The sequence below is a fragment of the Orenia sp. genome (assembly GCF_055140805.1).
This window is the reverse complement of sequence record NZ_JBSQYM010000061.1, coordinates 1-17103: the sequence shown is the minus strand read 5'-3', so window position 1 is coordinate 17103 and position 17103 is coordinate 1. Positions and strand designations below refer to the sequence as shown.

Sequence of the window (17103 nt, the reverse complement as noted above, 5' to 3'; positions counted from 1 at the left end):
TCTAAATTGCAATAATAAATTGAACTAATCTCAAACTGTAATAATATGGATGTCTAGTTATATATGATATCTCTTAACTGATCTTCAAAGGATTCATCAGGGGTTAAGTAGTCTAATACTTTTCTAGGTAAAGTATTACACCAGTTTTGAACTTTGGCAATAGACTCAATAGAAAATGAGTTAATGCTCTTACCTTTAGGGATAAAGCGTCTAATAAGCCCATTATGTCGCTCGTTAGTTCCTCTTTCCCATGATGAATATGGATGTGCAAAATATACTTTAGTATCAGTAATTTGTTCTATTGATGACATCTCTGCAAATTCAGAGCCATTATCACAAGTGAAACTTTTAAATATCTTTGAGAAGTAATCTCCAGCTTGATTGATTAGATTAGATATTACTGCTTGAACTGATTCAACTCTCTTACCAGGAATTTTATAAATAAGCTCTTTACGCGTCATACGCTCTGTTATAGTAAGCAACACTGAATCTTGCTTGCTGCCCCACAGATAGCATCAAGGGAATGATTCTGTTCATAGAATAAATCAGTTGCATAACTAATAAATGCTTCACATTCTAAGAGCTTAAATTTAGCTCCACAGTTTTTACGATTAGATTCATAAACACGTTGACCCACATCAGGAAAATAAACTTTAACAGTTTTATTTCCTTTGATTTGAGAGACTGTCCCACGTTTTAGTTCATTTCTAATTGTATTAGAGGCTCTACCTAAGCGTTTTGCAATGGCATAAGCAGACATTCCGTCCCTGTAATCTTTTTGTTTTGTGGTGATTCAATTATATTACAGTTCGGTCCACTATGGAATTTTTTATTTAGTTCAATTTGATTTTACAATGAAGCAAAATCAATATTAATAATTTAGGAGGGATTAAATTGAGAAATAATAAGGTATTTTTAAAATTTATTATCTTTACATTAATTTTGACTTTTTCTATAGTATTTACAGTACCTCAAGGAGTATTTGCAGCAAAGGAAGTTAAATTGATGGCAGGAAATTTGGTACTTGTTAAAACTACAAATACATTAAATCCATCTAATTTACATATGGGAGATGAAGTTACTCTTACTGTTGTACAAGATGTAGTTGTTGATGGAAATACAGTTATAAAAGCTGGCTCATTGGCATTAGGTACAGTTACTTATTCAGAAAGAAATGGAATGCTAGGAAAAGCAGGTAAGCTAGGTATAAGTGTTAATAGTGTAAAAGCTGTGGATGGAACAGACATAGCTTTATCAGGAAAAATGTATAATGAAGGAGAAGACAAGGCTGCTCTTTCATTAGGAGTTGGACTTCTTATCTGTCTTCCTTTTCTACTTATGAAAGGAGAGAAAGCTGCTATTCCAGCTAATACAAGTATTCATGCAAAAGTTTTGGGGACATATACTATTAGTGTGAATCAATAATTTATATTGATAAAATAGAGAATTGATTTTTCTAAGCTCACTTCATCAAGTATTGGAGGTGAGCTTTTTATATAATTGTATATAAGGAGATTGTTTATGAATTTTTATAAAAAGTTATTATTAGTAGTAAAAATAGCTTTAATCATATTATTCTTAAATAATATTGTCTATGCTAATGATAAAAGTATGATAGAGTGTAAAATATATAATTTAGAGGGATATCACATGCTAGAATCTGCTGATTATAATGAAGCTATAAAGATATTTGAGGAAGTAATAGAAATAAATCCAAGGTATGCAGTAGCTTACAATAATCTAGGTGCTAGTTATTATAGATTAAAAAAATACGATAAAGCTATAGAAGCCTTTAAGAAAGCTATATCTTTAAAAGAAAATTATATAAAGGCATATATTAATTTAGCAACTAGTTATTTTTGGAAGGGTAAATATATTTCTGCTTATCGTTATTATTTAAAAGCTAAAAGGATTGATAAAGGATATGTAGAAAGTAGGTTAGATTTAGGAGATGCTAAAGCCCAAGTAGAGAAAAAGATGCGGGATAACCCAAATGATGAGAGATTAAAAAAGATTTATAATAGGATATTAGAATATGAAAAGAATAATAAGTAAAATAAGCATAAATTGAATAAAACTTAATTGTATATAAAATACGAAAAAGAATTTAAATTTATTTAGCCATGAATTAGCACAAATTAAATACGAATAAAATCAAAAAACTAATTTAATGTTTGAAATTATTTTGAAATAATTCGTGAAGATTAATGCGATTCGTGGCAACAAATTATTCCTGTTTGTTCTTTTGGTTTTAAAATTATTGATATAACATCTTTACCAGTTTCTATATATAATATTAGATTATAGTTATGAAGAGATAAGGCCTGAACCTTAATAGAAGTATATTGATTAGATAAGTTGTGATATTTAATTAATTATATGATGAATTTTATTTCTTATATTTATTCTATTATTCGTATTTTTATTGACTAAGGAACTTTAATTTGTTATTATATGACTAGAATAGTCGAATATGCCTCATATAAGTGTAAGAATAGGGCTTACAAGTATCTACCAGGTAGCCGTAAACTACCTGACTATGAGGGAAGTGTACCTAGGGTTCCGCATAGGATAGTTGACAGTTGATAGTGTACAGTTGACAGTTAAAGTCTTAAAATTAATTTCTTTAAGTTTAGATTTTGAATTTAACTGTAAACCGTAAACTGTAAATCGTAAACTGTTTTAATGGCTGGTCCAAGCGGTACAGATGCTCAGTTATTACACCGAAGGGATAAAAGCCCAGGCGGGGAGGTTCTACTCTTAGTTAGTAGAGTTTCCCTGTCTGGGCTTTCCTATGTTTAAATAATGATAAAAGAAGATAGATGTTTCACGTGAAACTATAAAATTATATAAATGGAGGGGTTAGATGAAGATATTAGTTCTAGGTAACGGCGGTCGTGAACATGCTTTAGTCTGGAAATTGAAACAGAGTACGAGAGTAGAGAAGATATATGTAGCTCCAGGTAATGCTGGAACAGCAGATTTAGCTGAAAATATAGATATAGAAGCAACTGATATTAATAAACTAATTGAGTTTGGTAAAGAAGAAAAAATTGATTTGACAGTAGTAGGACCAGAAGCGCCTTTGGTGGCAGGAGTTGTTGATGCTTTTGAGGAAGAGGGGTTAAAGGTTTTTGGTCCCAATCAAGCAGCTGCTCAATTAGAAGGTAGTAAAGTATTTTCTAAAGACTTTATGAGAAAATATAATATTCCTACGGCAAAGTATGAGAGTTTTGCTGATGCTAAAGAAGCTATTGATTATATTAAGAAAGAAGGGGCTCCTATTGTGGTTAAGGCTGAAGGGTTAGCAGCAGGCAAGGGGGTAATTGTTGCTCAAACTGTAGATGAAGCTGTGAAAGCTGTAGAGGAGATTATGGTCAATGAGAAGTTTGGCGAGGCTGGAGAGCGAATCGTAGTTGAAGAGTTCTTAGCTGGAGAAGAAGCAACGGTCTTAGCTTTTACTGATGGAGAGACTATTGTTCCAATGATTCCGTCTCAAGATCATAAGCCCGCTTATGATGGAGATAAAGGTCCTAACACAGGAGGAATGGGAGCATATGCTCCAGCACCGATAGCTACAGAAGAACTAATGGCAAAGGTTTATGAAGAGATTTTAGTACCAACTATTGAAGGTTTAAAGAAAGAAGGAATTACTTTTAAGGGTGTTCTATACAGTGGATTGATGATAGTAGATGGAGAAGCAAAGGTTATAGAATATAATGTTCGTTTTGGTGATCCAGAGGCAGAGGTGGTATTACCTCTATTAAAGAATGATTTAGTAGATATCATGGAAGCAATAATTGAAGAGAAACTAGATGGAGTAGATGTAGAATGGTTACAACAGACAAGTGTATGTGTAATTATGGCTTCAGGTGGATATCCAGTTGCTTATGAGAAAGGAAAAGAGATTAATGGTATAAAAGAAGCTGAAGCTGAGGATATTATAGTCTTTCAAGCAGGGACAGACTTTAAAGATGACAAGTTAGTAACAGCAGGCGGACGAGTATTAGGAGTAACTGCCTTAGGTAATGGATACCAAGCTACTATTGATAGAGCTTATGAAGGGGTTAAGAAGATAGATTTTGCTGATGCTCATTATAGAACTGATATTGGAGCTAAAGCAATTAAATAATAGTGACGAGTAACAAGTGATGAGTGGATAGGAAAAATTCGGTCGGGAATTTTTCTCTACGAGTCTTTAAAAAAACAAAGACTCTTCGTGGAATCCAGATTTCAAATGTCCCATCATGAAGAGTTCATAGAACTCGTAGGGTGAATAGTGAGTAGTGAGTAGTAAAATGATTTTATTTTCACACTCACACCCACACTGACACTATATACAAAGTGAGGTGTTAAAATGTTTATAGATCCAACTAAGCAGAAGATAGGAATTATCGGTGGTGGACAGCTAGGGAAGATGATGATTTTAGAAGCTAAGAAGATGGATTTTAAGATCATAATTTTAGACCCAACCAAAAACTGTCCTGCTCATAGTATAGCTGATGAGCATATTGTTGCTGATTTTGATGATGAAGAGGCTATTAGAGAGTTGGCCAATAAAGCTGATGTTATAACTTATGAGTTTGAACACATTGGTGTAGAAGTATTAAAAGAGTTAGAAGATGAAGGGTATAAAATCTACCCTACTATCAAAAGCTTAGAGATAATACAGAATAAATATAATCAAAAAGAGGTATTAGCAGTAAATAATATAGCAGTTCCAGATTTTATTTCAGTTTCAAATATAGATGAGATTAAAAGTGCAGGAGAAGAGTTTGCTTACCCGATGATGCTAAAGAGCTGTACTGGAGGTTATGATGGTAAGGGTAATGCAATAATTAAGAATCAAGATGAGGTAGTACAAGCTTATGAAAGTTTAGGAGCAGGTAGTTTACCGCTAATGATAGAACGCTTTGTACCCTTCATTAAAGAGATTTCTATCTTGGCTTGTCGAGGAATTGATGGAGAGATAGCTGTTTATCCTGTCGCTGAGAATGATCACCAAGATAGTATCCTAATTGAAACTAGAGTGCCAGCAGAGATTTCAGATACTCTTAAAGAAGATGCTATTAGCTTAGCTCATCAGGTAATGGAGGTCTTTGAAGGTGTAGGTATCTTCTGTATAGAAATGTTTGTAACAGAAGATGAAAGGTTATTAATTAATGAGATAGCACCAAGACCTCATAACTCTGGGCATTATACTATTGAAGGTTCGATTACTTCCCAATTTGAACAGCATATTAGAGCAATTACTGGATTACCTTTAGGAGCGACAGCTTTATTACGACCAATAGTGATGAGAAATATTCTAGGAGAAGGGAAGCAAGGAGCAGCTATTGTTGAGGGAATGGTAGAGGCATCTAGAGAAACTGCCCTTAAAGTTCATGTTTATGGTAAAGAGATATCTAAGCCTAAGAGGAAGATGGGGCATTTTACAGTTACAAGTGATAATCTAATAGAAGCAATCAAGAAGGCAGAAGATGCAAGTAAAGTGATTAAAATTGTTGGAGAGCAATAATTAGTGTGAGTGGTCAGTGTGAGTGAGGGTAGGTGCTTAAGAAATTAAGCATCTTGTAAGATTTTAGTCACACTTGCTAACTCACACACACTAATTAAAGGGGGATTAAATTTATGAAACCACTTGTTGGTATTATCATGGGAAGTGATTCTGATTTACCAGTAATGAAAGAGGCTGTGAAGATTATGGAAGAGTTTGGAGTGCCTTATGAAGTTACAGTTGTATCAGCTCATCGTACTCCTAAGCGACTATATGATTATGCTAAAAAGGCAGAAGATAAAGGCTTAGAGGTAATTATTGCTGGAGCAGGTGGAGCAGCTCATCTGCCAGGAATGGTAGCAGCTATTACTAGTCTTCCAGTAATTGGAGTTCCAGTTAAGACATCTACTCTAAATGGAATTGACTCATTATACTCAATTGTTCAGATGCCAGGTGGGGTGCCAGTAGCTACTGTAGCAATTAATGGTGCTAAAAATGCAGGATTATTAGCAGTTCAAATCTTAGGTGGAGTAGATAAAGAATTGAGAGTTAAGTATAAGGAATATAAAGCTGATATGAAAGAGATGGTTGAAGGTGTAGCAACTAAATTGGAGAGTTTAGGTGCTGAGAAGTACTTAGCTGATAAAGAAAAATAATCATAACGAATATTTTAATAGTTAACTATTAAAATATTCGTTAATTTATTGATATAATAGTTTTGATATGTTATTATAGAGTTGTAAATAAATTAAAAACGAATATTGTTGCTCGGTATATATGTGGGGATAGGGCCTACACGTTTCTACCAGACAGCCGTAAACTGTCTGACTACTTGAGGAAGTTTATTGGGGAATTTTATGCCTAATTATACCTTCTAATAAAGTAGTGGAGGTTATAATTAGGCTTTTTTATAAAAAATCAAAGAGTGAAATTATATAGGAGGTATAAGATGATAAGTCGTAGCATTTTTGATAACATTAGTCCTTTAGATCATCGCTATTCGATGAGAAGTGAGGAGTTTGAAGAGTATAGTAGATATTTATCCGAGAGAGCAAAGATAAGATACCAATCAGAGGTAGAACTAGCTTTAGTAAAAGCATTAGCTAAGAATGGAATCTGTTCTGATAAAGTAGTTCAAGAAGTTGAGCAGGCTATAAGTGAGCTTAGTCCAGAGGAAGTATATGCTGAAGAGAAGAAGACTAGACATAATATTAGAGCTTTAGTCAATTGTATTCAAAAAAGAGTTAGTGAAGATGCTAAGCCTTATATTCATTTTACAACCACCTCTTTTGATATAGTCGATACAGCCAACTCTTTAAGGTATAAAGAGACTGCTGAAGAGTTAATTGTACCAACCTTAAAAAAGTTAGAAAAGGTTTTAATGGAGATTGCTTTAAGAGAGAAAGATACAGTTCAAGTTGGTAGAACTCATGGGCAGCATGCAGTACCAGTTACCTTTGGCTTTGCAGTAGCGGAGTATGTCAGCCGTTTTGCTAATAAGATTCAAGCAGTAGAAGAGAGTGCCAAGAATCTAAGAGGAAAGATATCTGGAGCTGTAGGTGCTTATAATGCAAGCCACCTATTCTTTGATAAACCTGAAGAATTTGAGGCTGATGTTTTAGCAGAAATGGGATTAAAAGCAAGTACCCATTCTACTCAAATTGTAGAGCCAGAGTATATCACTGATTTTGTCCATTCATTAATCTCTGCTTTTGGAGTATTAGCAAGCTTTAGTGATGATATGCGCCACTTACAGCGTTCCGAGATTGGTGAAGTTGGTGAACACTTCGGAAAGGATCAAGTTGGTTCTTCAACTATGCCTCATAAGAGAAACCCAATCAATTATGAGAATGTTAAGAGTATGTGGAAAGCCTTCATGCCACATATGGTAACAGTCTATCAAGATCAGTTATCAGAACATCAAAGAGATTTAACTAATTCGGCTTCTAGTAGATTTATACCCGAAATTATAGTAGGTCTATTATCCTCGGTAAATCGCTTAATCAGAGTATGTGAAAAGCTAGTAGTAGACCATGAAAATATTAAGAGAAACTTTGAAATGAATAAAGAGATGATAGTAGCAGAACCGCTTTATATCCTGTTGGCTTCCTATGGTCATCCTGATGCTCATGAAGCAGTAAGGAAAATGACTCTAGAATCTCAACAAACGGGTGAGACTTTAAGAGAATTAATCCAAAAAAGCGACGAATTAAAGCCTTATTGGGATAGACTAACTGATAAACAGATGGAATTATTAATCAATCCAGAAAAGTATATCGGGATTGCTTCAGAGAAGACAGAAAAAGTTGTAGAGTATTGGAGTGAAAAGTTAGGTATAGAGTTGGGGTAATAGAAAGGTAAAATAATACTTTTCTAGTTAACAGTTGACGGTTTACAGTTTACAGTTAAAAAATTCAATTATATATTTTAATAGGTTTAATGGTTTTGAACTTAACTGTCAACGGTCAATTGTACACTGTAAACTAAAATAGAACTTAGGGAGTGTATCTTAATGGAAAAAATAGAGATGCTTTATGAAGGAAAGGCTAAAAAGATTTATAGTACCGAAGACACTGATAAGGTAATTGTTGAATACAAAGATGATGCAACGGCTTTTAATGGTGAGAAGAAGGGTCAGATTAGTGAAAAGGGTAAGTTAAATGCTAAAATTTCTACTATCTTCTTTGAATTATTAGAAGAGAAAGGTATTCCTACACATTTAGTAGAACAACTTAATGAAACTGATGTTTTAACTAAGAAGTTAGATATTATCTTAGTAGAGGTAGTAATGAGAAATATTGCTGCTGGAAGTCTTGCTAAGAGGTTAGGACTAGAAGAGGGAGTTGAACTTAAAAAGCCAGTTTTAGAATTTTATTATAAGAGTGATGAATTGGGAGACCCAATGATTAATGAATATCACATTTATGCAGAGGAATTGGCTACAAAAGAAGAACTAGATACTATTAAGGATTTAGCTTTTAAAATCAATGAAATATTAGTAGACTTTTTAGCAGATAAAGGTATAGACTTAGTAGACTTTAAATTAGAGTTTGGTAAAGGTGCAGATGGACAAGTCTATTTAGGTGATGAAATCTCTCCTGATACTTGTCGTTTTTGGGATAGCAAGACTAAAAAGAAGTTAGATAAGGACCGTTTCCGTAGAGATTTAGGAGAAGTAGAAGGTGCTTACCAAGAGATTTTAAAAAGGCTTGAAGGCAGTAACAGCTAACGAGTAATCAGTGATTAAATTTAATAATAATTGTTAAATTTTTTAATTTGTTATTAGTTGCTAATTAGTGAACTTAGAAGGAGATGAAATAGGATGGAAAAAGAGTATCCGCTCCAAGAGAGAATGCCAGTAGATAAGATGGAAGAAGAATGTGGTGTATTTGGGATTTATGATCCTAATTCAACTACTGATGTAGCTACACTATCGTATTTAGGCTTACATGCCCTCCAACATCGTGGACAAGAGAGTGCAGGAATTTGTGTTAATCATAGAGGAAAATTTAATATCTATAAAGGAATGGGTTTAGTTAACAATATTTTTAATGAAGATATTTTGGCAGATTTAAAGGGAGAGGTAGCAATTGGACATGTTCGTTATTCCACTACTGGTTCAAGCTTATTAGCAAATGCTCAACCTTTATTGACTAACTCAATCAAGGGAGATTTGGCTATCGCTCATAATGGTAATCTGATTAACAGTTCAGAGATTAGATTGAATTTAGAGAATCAAGGTTCTATCTTCCACTCTACTCTAGATACAGAGGTTATTGCCCATTTAGTAGCTCGTTCCTTTAAGGATAATATTGTTGAGGCTTTAATGCATAGTTTACAACAGGTTAAAGGTGCATATAGTCTAATTGCAATGGCTGGAGATAATTTAGTTGCTGCTCGTGACCCTCATGGTTTTAGACCATTATCTTTAGGAAAATTAGGAGATGCTTATGTAGTAGCTTCAGAGACCTGTGCCTTTGATATCATTGGAGCTAAGTTGATTCGAGATATTAAACCTGGTGAGATGGTTATTATTAATAAAGATGGGATTACTAGTCGTTTTTATAGTGAAGAACAGCCTTCTAGATTTTGTGTCTTTGAGTTTATCTATTTTGCCCGTCCTGATAGTGTAATTGGTGGTCAGAATGTTCATTTAGCCCGTAAAGAGATGGGGCGCCAGCTAGCAAGAGAGATGGATGTTGAGGCTGATATTGTAGTTCCTGTACCAAGCTCAGGCATTTCAGCAGCAATAGGTTTTGCTGAAGAGTCAGGAATTTCTTATGAGAAGGGGATTTTAAGAAATAGATATGTAGGAAGAACCTTTATTCAACCTAACCAAGAGATTAGAGATTTAAAGGTAAGGGTAAAATTAAACCCAATTAGAGAGATTGTTGAAGGAAAAAGAGTTATCTTAATTGATGACTCTATCGTTAGAGGTACTACTAGTAAGCAAATTATTAGAATGATGAGAGAAGCGGGAGCAAGTGAAATTCACTTTGCTATCTCATCACCTCCTGTAATTGAGTCCTGCTATTATGGTTTAGATACCTCTAGACGACAAGAGCTAATTGCTGCTCATAATAGTGTTGAGGAGATTGCTAATTATATTGGTGCAGATTCTTTAACCTATGTGAGTATAGAGGGCTTATTGAACTCAATTAAGGCTGAAGGATTTGATTATTGCACTGCTTGCTTTAATGGGGATTATCCAATAGGTAGAGGAACTGATAAGTACGCATTAGAAGAATAAATTGATAATTAGCAATGTACAATTTACAATTAGGGTTTTTAAGGTGTTGATTTTAACTGTCAATTCTATACTGTACATTATAAACTGATAAAACGGGGTGAAGTAAAATGGGATTATCTTATAAAGATGCTGGAGTAGATATTGAAGCGGGAGAAGCTGCAGTAAGTAAGATGGGTAAGCATGTTAAAGCTACCTTTGGACCAGAGGTACTGACTGATTTAGGCGGCTTTGGCGGTTTATTTGCACCAGATTTAAGTGGCTATGAGCAGCCAGTCTTAGTATCAGGAACTGACGGTGTGGGTACTAAGTTGAAGTTGGCCTTTATGATGGATAAGCATGACACTGTGGGGATAGATTTGGTAGCTATGTGTGTCAATGATATCCTAGCTCAAGGTGCTAAGCCATTATTCTTCTTAGATTATCTGGCAACAGGCAAATTAAATCCTGATAAAGTTGAGGATATCGTTAAAGGAATTGCAGAAGGCTGTCAGCAGTCAGGTGCAGCTCTAATTGGTGGAGAGACTGCTGAGATGCCAGACTTTTATAGTGATGGTGAGTATGATGCAGGTGGCTTTGTAGTCGGGATTGTTGATAAGCCAAAGGTAATCACTGGGGAGAAGATTCAAGCTGGAGATAAAGTAATTGGACTGGCTTCTAATGGTATTCACAGTAACGGTTATTCTCTAGTACGTAAGCTCTTTTTTGAGATAGAAGACTATGATGTTGATAGTCAATTAGAAGGCTTAGAGGCTACTTTAGGTGAGGAGCTATTAACACCTACTAGAATCTATGTTAAGCCTGTTTTAGAGTTAATTAACAAGTATCAAATTAGAGGTATTGCTCATATTACTGGTGGGGGATTAATCGAGAATATTCCTAGAGTCTTACCTGATAATACTAAGGTTGTCTTAGATAGATCTAGTTGGGACGTACCAGAGATATTCAATATCATGCAAAAACTTGGTAAGATAGAAGATAGAGAGATGTGTCGTACCTTCAATATGGGAATCGGTATGGTTTTGATAGTTCCTGCCAAAGAAGCAGATGCTGTAGTTGAAGAGGCTAATAAGTTAGGCGAGCAGGCTTATTTAATCGGTGAGGTGCAAGAAGGAGACAAAAAAGTCGAAATTAAATAGTGTGAGTGTGAGTGGAGAGTGGGAGTGAAGAAATTATTATCTAAACTCACACTGACACTAAGCACCCACATTGTAAAGATTGAGGTGGAGTAGATGTTAAAGATTGGAGTATTGGCTTCAGGACGGGGAAGTAACTTACAATCAATTATAGATAGTATAGAAGCAGGAGAGCTACAGGCTGAGATTAAAGTAGTTATTAGTGATAAAGCAGGAGCTAAGGCATTAGATAGAGCAGCTAAGTATGGTATAGCTAATAAATACATTAATCCTAAAGCTTATGATAGTAAAGAGAACTTTGAACAGGCAATGATAGATGTACTTAAGGAGCATGGAGTAGAGTTAGTAGTAATGGCAGGATTTATGAGAATATTGACCCCATATTTTGTGAGATACTATCGAAATAGAGTGATGAATATCCATCCTTCTTTATTACCATCATTTACAGGCTTACATGCTCAAAAGCAGGCCTTAGATTATGGGGTCAAGCTGGCTGGCTGTACCGTTCATTTTGCTGATGAAGGGATGGATACAGGTCCAATTATTCTACAGGCAGCGGTACCTGTCAAGGATGATGATACAGAGGAGACTTTGGCTAAGAGAATTTTAGTAGAAGAGCATCGAATCTACCCTGAAGCAATTAGATTGTTCAGTGAAGGTAGAGTGGAAGTAAAGGATGGGAAAGTAAAGATAAAGGCAGTTGAGAGTGAACAGTTATAAAACTAAAGTTATTTTATTAGATCAAAGGAATAAAAGACTAAAGTTAAGAAATCAATAGTATATGAATTATTTTACTGTAAACTGTCAACTGTACACTGTAAACTAAAAATAAGGGGGAGTGAGAATTAATGGCTAAGATTCGTCAAGCATTGTTGAGTGTTTCTAACAAAGAGGGGATTGTTGAGTTTGCCAAAGGACTACATAAGTTAGGTGTTAGCTTAATCTCTACTGGTGGAACTGCTAGAAAGCTAAAGGAAGAGGGGTTACCTGTAATAGGAATCAGTGAGGTGACAAACTTTCCAGAGATGATGGATGGAAGGGTTAAGACTTTACACCCTGCAGTACATGGAGGTATCTTAGCAGTTAGAGATAATGAGGAGCATATGAAGCAGATTAAGGCTGAAGGGATTAAGCCGATTGATTTGATTGTCTGTAACCTCTATCCTTTTGCTGAGACTATTGCTAAGGAAGGTGTTACTTTAGAGGAGGCTATCGAGAATATCGATATCGGTGGTCCAACTATGATCCGTTCTGCTGCCAAGAACTTCAATGATGTAGCAGTAGTTGTTGACCCAAGTGATTATACTGGAATCTTAGAAGAATTAGAAGCTAATGATACTGCTTTAGCTGTTGACAGAAAGATGGAGCTATCCTATAAGGCCTTCCATCATACAGCACAATATGACCATTTAATCCAAGATTATTTGGCTAAGCAGTTAAAAGATGATGAAGGATTGCCAGAGGTTATGCTAGATAGATATGAGAAGATCTCTGATTTAAGATATGGAGAGAATCCACATCAGCAGGCTGCTTTTTATAAGGAGAAAGATCTTACTGAACCTTCAATCACTACAGCTAAGCAACATCATGGTAAAGAGCTATCCTTTAATAATATCAATGATACTAATGGTGCTTTTGAATTAGTCAAAGAGTTTACTGATAAGCCTGCGGTTGCAGTAATTAAGCATGCTAACCCTTGTGGTATGGGAGTTGGAGATACTTTATTAGAAGCCTATGAGAAAGGTTATGCAGGAGATCCATTATCTGCTTATGGTAGTATCGTAGCTCTTAATCGTGAGGTGACAGAGGATGTGGCTAAGGGGATTGCAGGAGAAGGTAAGTTTGTCGAGGTTGTAATAGCTCCTGGTTATACTGATAAAGCCTTAGAGATTCTTAAAGCTAGATGGAAGAATGTACGAATCTTAGAGACTGGTGACTTATTTATCAATCGTGAAAAGCCAGGTTATGATATGAAGAAGGTAACTGGTGGATTATTGGTTCAAGATAGAGATGTAGTTGAAACTACTGAAGATGAATTAAAAGTAGTAACTGAGGTTAAGCCTACTGAAGAGCAATTGCAAGACCTATTATTTGCTTGGAAGGTAGTTAAGCATGTTAAATCTAATGCCATTGTGATGGCGAAGGATCAGATGGTAGTAGGTGTAGGAGCTGGTCAGATGAGCCGAGTTGATTCAATGATTATTGCTGGAATGAAGGCTGATGGACGCCAAGAGGGTGGAGTAGTAGCCTCAGATGCTTTCTTCCCATTCCCAGATGCTATCGAAGAAGCTGCTAAGAAGGGAATCAAAGCTGTCATTCAACCAGGTGGTTCTATCAGAGACGAACAAGTAATTGAAGCTTGTAATGAGCATGGAATTGCCATGGTGTTTACAGGTAGAAGACACTTTAAACATTAAAAGTATATAAATAGAAATAAAAGTGAATATACTAATCTTTGAAGAGGGTGATTACAATACATTGTAATCACCCTCTTCTTTCTTCTATAGATGCTTTGGTTTGAAATAATAATCTATTTACGCTATGATACTATTAACGATATACTTGATTTTAAGTTTACAGGTCATTACTTATTAAAAAATTAAAGAGGAGGTAAAAAGGATGTCTAAACAAGAGCTTAAAAAGAAGTTGACCGATATACAATATAAAGTTACTCAAGAGGAAGGTACAGAAGCTCCTTTTAAAAATGAATATTGGGATAATTATGATGAAGGAATTTATGTAGATATAGTCTCAGGAGAACCTTTATTTAGCTCCAAGGACAAGTTTAAATCGGGAAGTGGCTGGCCTAGCTTTACTAAACCTCTAGTTGCGAAGAATATTGTAGAGAAAGAGGATCATAAGCTATTTTCTACTAGAATAGAGGTGCGAAGCAAGGAAGCAGACTCACATTTGGGTCATGTCTTTGAAGATGGTCCAGAGCCAACAGGGCTAAGGTATTGTCTTAATTCAGCTGCTTTAAGGTTTATTCCTAAAGATAAATTAGAAAAAGAGGGATATGAAGAGTTCTTGGAGGAATTTGAATAAAGATAGATAAATTAAAGGAGGCCAGATAGGCCTCCTTTAATTTATATTAATCAATAGAATAGATTTATATATCCAATGTTGCAAAATAATCTTCAGGTGTCTCTGCTCTTCTTATTAGCTGAGTTGATCCATCTTCTTTTAGAAGAACCTCTGCAGAACGTAGCTTACCATTATAGTTATATCCCATTGCAAAACCATGGGCACCAGTATCATGAATGACTACTAGATCGCCTTTATCAATCTTTGGTAGCATCCGATCTATTGCAAATTTATCATTATTTTCACATAATCCACCTGTCACATCATACTTGTGATCATTAGGTTCATTTTCTTTACCCATTACTGTGATATGGTGATAAGCACCATACATAGCAGGGCGCATTAAGTTTGCAGCACAAGCATCTAATCCAATATAATCTTTATGGATATTTTTCTCATGGATTGCAGTAGTCACAAGATGACCGTAAGGTCCTAACATAAATCTACCTAATTCAGTGCAGATAGCCACATCATCCATTCCAGCTGGGACAAGTATCTCTTCATAGGCTTGACGAACTCCTTCACCGATAGCTAAGATATCAGCTGTTTCTTCCTCAGGACGATAAGGGATACCAACACCACCAGATAAGTTGATAAAGGAGATATGAGCACCTGTTTCTTGGTTTAATTTAACAGCAGTTTCAAATAGGATTTTAGCAAGAGCAGGATAGTATTCATTAGCTACAGTATTACTAGCTAGAAAGGCGTGGATTCCAAAGTGTTTAGCACCTTTCTCTTGTAGCTTGTTGAACCCTTCGACTAATTGCTCATAAGTAAAGCCATACTTTGCCTCAGCAGGATTGTCCATAATATCATTATCACTTTTGAAGTTGTTGCCTGGATTATAGCGACAGCTAATAGTCTCTGGAATTTCACCAGTAACTTCTTCTAAGAAGTCAATATGGGTAATATCATCAAGGTTAATAATAGCATCTAACTTGCTTGCCAATTCAAAGTCTTCTCTAGGTGTAACATTTGAGGAGAACATGATATCATCTCCACTAAAGCCAACTTTTTCAGACATCATCAGCTCAGTAAGTGAAGAACAGTCTACTCCACAACCTTCTTCTTGTAATATCTTTAGGATTGTTGGATTTGGTGTAGCTTTTACAGCAAAATACTCTTTGAAGCCTTCATTCCAAGCAAATGCTTCGTTTAATTTACGTGCATTCTCTCTAATACCTTTCTCATCATATAGATGAAAAGGAGTAGGGTACTCTTGAGTTATCTCTTTTAATTGTTCTAAATTTACAAAGGGTTTTTTCACTTCAATCATCCTTCCTATTAGTTAATTCTATTAGTTTGATTTCATTTTTTAATGATTCTTTAAATAAATTTACTAGATTCTGCTTTTTTGAATATAAACAGGTAGAGTTATTCTCATCTATGATTTCTCCTGTTAATACCTTAGTTGAATCGACAATAAGCCTAATTTGATATTCTTCTCTTTTAGCATAATAGATCACTGCACCTTCAAGTTTAAATGGTCTTTCACTTATTATCACCACTTTAAGCCCTTTGGAGATAGATTTTTTTAAGTAGGGCAGTATTGTCTCCATAGTTTCATTAGATATAGATATATAAATACGTTCCTTGGCTTGGCTAATCATATTTTTTATCTTATCTAAGATATTTATTTTGCCCTGTACAGTGATATAGCCATTGTCTTCTGCTTGACGTTTGGGCATGTTTTCTATCAATTTAACCTTTAACTCTTTCATCTGCCTAATCTTATTATCACAGAACTCATCAATAGGTATAGGGGTATATTTCTTTGCCTTCTCTTCAATTAGATGAGCAGCCCCTTTTTCCACTAGACTGGCTAGATTGGTGTAGACATTGGAACGTGAGATTCCTGTCTCTTTAGCTACCTCATAACCTGTCATAGCACCATTGATAGATAATGTTATATAGATAGTTGCTTCTTGTCTGGTAAGGTTAAAGTATGTAAGTGACTCTTGTATATCTATAGAAAAAACCTCCTAACTACTAAATCAGATAGCACTTATATTTTAGTGGTTCTTTATAAGAACACTATATAACATTTGTTGAATTATGTCAACAGGAATTTGGGGTATTATAGCTAGAATAAGCTTTAAATATTAAGATCAAAAACTATTACGGGAAGGCTAAAAAACAGCCTTTTCCCGTGTTACTTTTATCATTGCCATAAAAGTAACCAAAAGGTCTAGAAAAAATTAAACTCACTTCGCAATGAAGATAATGAATATAATTATTTACTATACTTTTTAATTAAAACTTAGTTTAACTCTAAATTCTTGCTCAATTTTTGCTTCGTTCAAGCAGTAATTTTTTCGATTTGAAATTTATTGTAAAATAATAATATTGAACACTTGAGTTTAACCATCTTGTAATACCTAGAGGGGGAAATTAGTTATATATTTATACAATATGTATGCTCATACTCATAGTATCAAAATATATTTTAATAATAGTATATTTGATAGAGTATAACTATAATTTTGTAAACAAAAAGGTTTTAACCCGAAGAAAATTAATGTTTAAGCAAGCAAGTATTCTATAGATGTCCAACTTTAAAGTGAAATAAAAATAAAAGAATTATTAGCCACGAATTAACACAGATTCACACGAATTAAAATCAAATAATAATTATATTT

Annotated in this window: 14 protein-coding genes, 1 pseudogene and 2 riboswitches; of the genes and pseudogenes, 12 read left to right on the top strand and 3 right to left on the bottom strand. The window is 34.7% G+C overall.

The features are described 5' to 3' along the window. Positions 1-53: 53 nt before the first annotated feature. Positions 54-801: pseudogene (locus ACTCDL_RS07860) on the bottom strand (IS30 family transposase). A gap of 93 nt (positions 802-894) precedes the next feature. Here ACTCDL_RS07860 and ACTCDL_RS07855 point away from each other — a divergent pair. The 12 genes from ACTCDL_RS07855 (at position 895) to msrB (ending at position 14425) form a co-directional block, all read left to right on the top strand. Beyond that, on the top strand, positions 895-1425 hold the full coding sequence (locus ACTCDL_RS07855; RefSeq protein WP_463175608.1) for a hypothetical protein: 531 nt from the start codon (positions 895-897) through the stop codon (positions 1423-1425). A gap of 96 nt (positions 1426-1521) precedes the next feature. Further along, the gene (locus ACTCDL_RS07850) at positions 1522-2055 is read left to right on the top strand and encodes a tetratricopeptide repeat protein (RefSeq protein WP_463175607.1); all 534 of its coding nucleotides are present in this window, start codon (positions 1522-1524) and stop codon (positions 2053-2055) included. 403 nt (positions 2056-2458) lie between these two features. Then, positions 2459-2560: riboswitch (purine riboswitch) on the top strand. A gap of 306 nt (positions 2561-2866) precedes the next feature. Then, the gene (purD, locus tag ACTCDL_RS07845; protein ID WP_463175606.1) at positions 2867-4132 is read left to right on the top strand and encodes a phosphoribosylamine--glycine ligase; all 1266 of its coding nucleotides are present in this window, start codon (positions 2867-2869) and stop codon (positions 4130-4132) included. 225 nt (positions 4133-4357) lie between these two features. Continuing rightward, positions 4358-5518, top strand: a complete 1161-nt coding sequence (locus tag ACTCDL_RS07840; protein WP_463175605.1) for a 5-(carboxyamino)imidazole ribonucleotide synthase — start codon at positions 4358-4360, stop codon at positions 5516-5518. 113 nt (positions 5519-5631) lie between these two features. Next, a complete protein-coding gene (purE, locus tag ACTCDL_RS07835; protein WP_463175604.1) occupies positions 5632-6153 on the top strand; it encodes a 5-(carboxyamino)imidazole ribonucleotide mutase in 522 nt (173 codons plus the stop codon). Between the two features lie 93 nt (positions 6154-6246). Continuing rightward, a riboswitch (purine riboswitch) is annotated at positions 6247-6349 on the top strand. 97 nt (positions 6350-6446) lie between these two features. Further along, on the top strand, positions 6447-7847 hold the full coding sequence (purB, locus tag ACTCDL_RS07830) for an adenylosuccinate lyase (RefSeq protein ID WP_463175603.1): 1401 nt from the start codon (positions 6447-6449) through the stop codon (positions 7845-7847). Positions 7848-8009: 162 nt separating this feature from the next. Continuing rightward, entirely contained in the window at positions 8010-8726 is a 717-nt protein-coding gene (purC, locus tag ACTCDL_RS07825) for a phosphoribosylaminoimidazolesuccinocarboxamide synthase (RefSeq protein ID WP_463175602.1), read from the top strand. A gap of 93 nt (positions 8727-8819) precedes the next feature. Beyond that, entirely contained in the window at positions 8820-10247 is a 1428-nt protein-coding gene (gene purF, locus ACTCDL_RS07820) for an amidophosphoribosyltransferase (RefSeq protein WP_463175600.1), read from the top strand. 107 nt (positions 10248-10354) lie between these two features. After that, the gene (gene purM, locus ACTCDL_RS07815; RefSeq protein ID WP_463175599.1) at positions 10355-11383 is read left to right on the top strand and encodes a phosphoribosylformylglycinamidine cyclo-ligase; all 1029 of its coding nucleotides are present in this window, start codon (positions 10355-10357) and stop codon (positions 11381-11383) included. Positions 11384-11476: 93 nt separating this feature from the next. After that, a complete protein-coding gene (gene purN, locus ACTCDL_RS07810; RefSeq protein ID WP_463175598.1) occupies positions 11477-12100 on the top strand; it encodes a phosphoribosylglycinamide formyltransferase in 624 nt (207 codons plus the stop codon). Between the two features lie 128 nt (positions 12101-12228). Continuing rightward, on the top strand, positions 12229-13797 hold the full coding sequence (purH, locus tag ACTCDL_RS07805) for a bifunctional phosphoribosylaminoimidazolecarboxamide formyltransferase/IMP cyclohydrolase (RefSeq protein WP_463175597.1): 1569 nt from the start codon (positions 12229-12231) through the stop codon (positions 13795-13797). 202 nt (positions 13798-13999) lie between these two features. After that, positions 14000-14425, top strand: coding sequence for a peptide-methionine (R)-S-oxide reductase MsrB (gene msrB, locus ACTCDL_RS07800; protein WP_463175596.1), 426 nt, complete (start codon positions 14000-14002; stop codon positions 14423-14425). A 64-nt stretch (positions 14426-14489) separates the two neighbouring features. On the opposite strand, the gene ACTCDL_RS07795 is transcribed toward msrB, so the two are convergent. Together ACTCDL_RS07795 and ACTCDL_RS07790 are read right to left on the bottom strand one after the other, a co-directional pair. Beyond that, a complete protein-coding gene (locus ACTCDL_RS07795) occupies positions 14490-15731 on the bottom strand; it encodes a diaminopimelate decarboxylase (protein ID WP_463175595.1) in 1242 nt (413 codons plus the stop codon). A gap of 1 nt (position 15732) precedes the next feature. Then, positions 15733-16428: a TrmB family transcriptional regulator gene (locus ACTCDL_RS07790; RefSeq protein ID WP_463175609.1), complete on the bottom strand. Its 696-nt coding sequence runs from the start codon at positions 16426-16428 to the stop codon at positions 15733-15735. Positions 16429-17103: the final 675 nt, after the last annotated feature.

Bases quoted from the DNA above. Each gene is read 5' to 3' on its own strand.
- msrB (WP_463175596.1), top strand. From the start codon at position 14,000: ATGTCTAAACAAGAGCTTAAAAAGAAGTTGACCGATATACAATATAAA.
- purB (WP_463175603.1), top strand. From the start codon at position 6,447: ATGATAAGTCGTAGCATTTTTGATAACATTAGTCCTTTAGATCATCGC.
- ACTCDL_RS07840 (WP_463175605.1), top strand. From the start codon at position 4,358: ATGTTTATAGATCCAACTAAGCAGAAGATAGGAATTATCGGTGGTGGA.
- purH (WP_463175597.1), top strand. From the start codon at position 12,229: ATGGCTAAGATTCGTCAAGCATTGTTGAGTGTTTCTAACAAAGAGGGG.
- purC (WP_463175602.1), top strand. From the start codon at position 8,010: ATGGAAAAAATAGAGATGCTTTATGAAGGAAAGGCTAAAAAGATTTAT.
- purM (WP_463175599.1), top strand. From the start codon at position 10,355: ATGGGATTATCTTATAAAGATGCTGGAGTAGATATTGAAGCGGGAGAA.
- purD (WP_463175606.1), top strand. From the start codon at position 2,867: ATGAAGATATTAGTTCTAGGTAACGGCGGTCGTGAACATGCTTTAGTC.
- purE (WP_463175604.1), top strand. From the start codon at position 5,632: ATGAAACCACTTGTTGGTATTATCATGGGAAGTGATTCTGATTTACCA.
- purF (WP_463175600.1), top strand. From the start codon at position 8,820: ATGGAAAAAGAGTATCCGCTCCAAGAGAGAATGCCAGTAGATAAGATG.
- ACTCDL_RS07850 (WP_463175607.1), top strand. From the start codon at position 1,522: ATGAATTTTTATAAAAAGTTATTATTAGTAGTAAAAATAGCTTTAATC.
- purN (WP_463175598.1), top strand. From the start codon at position 11,477: ATGTTAAAGATTGGAGTATTGGCTTCAGGACGGGGAAGTAACTTACAA.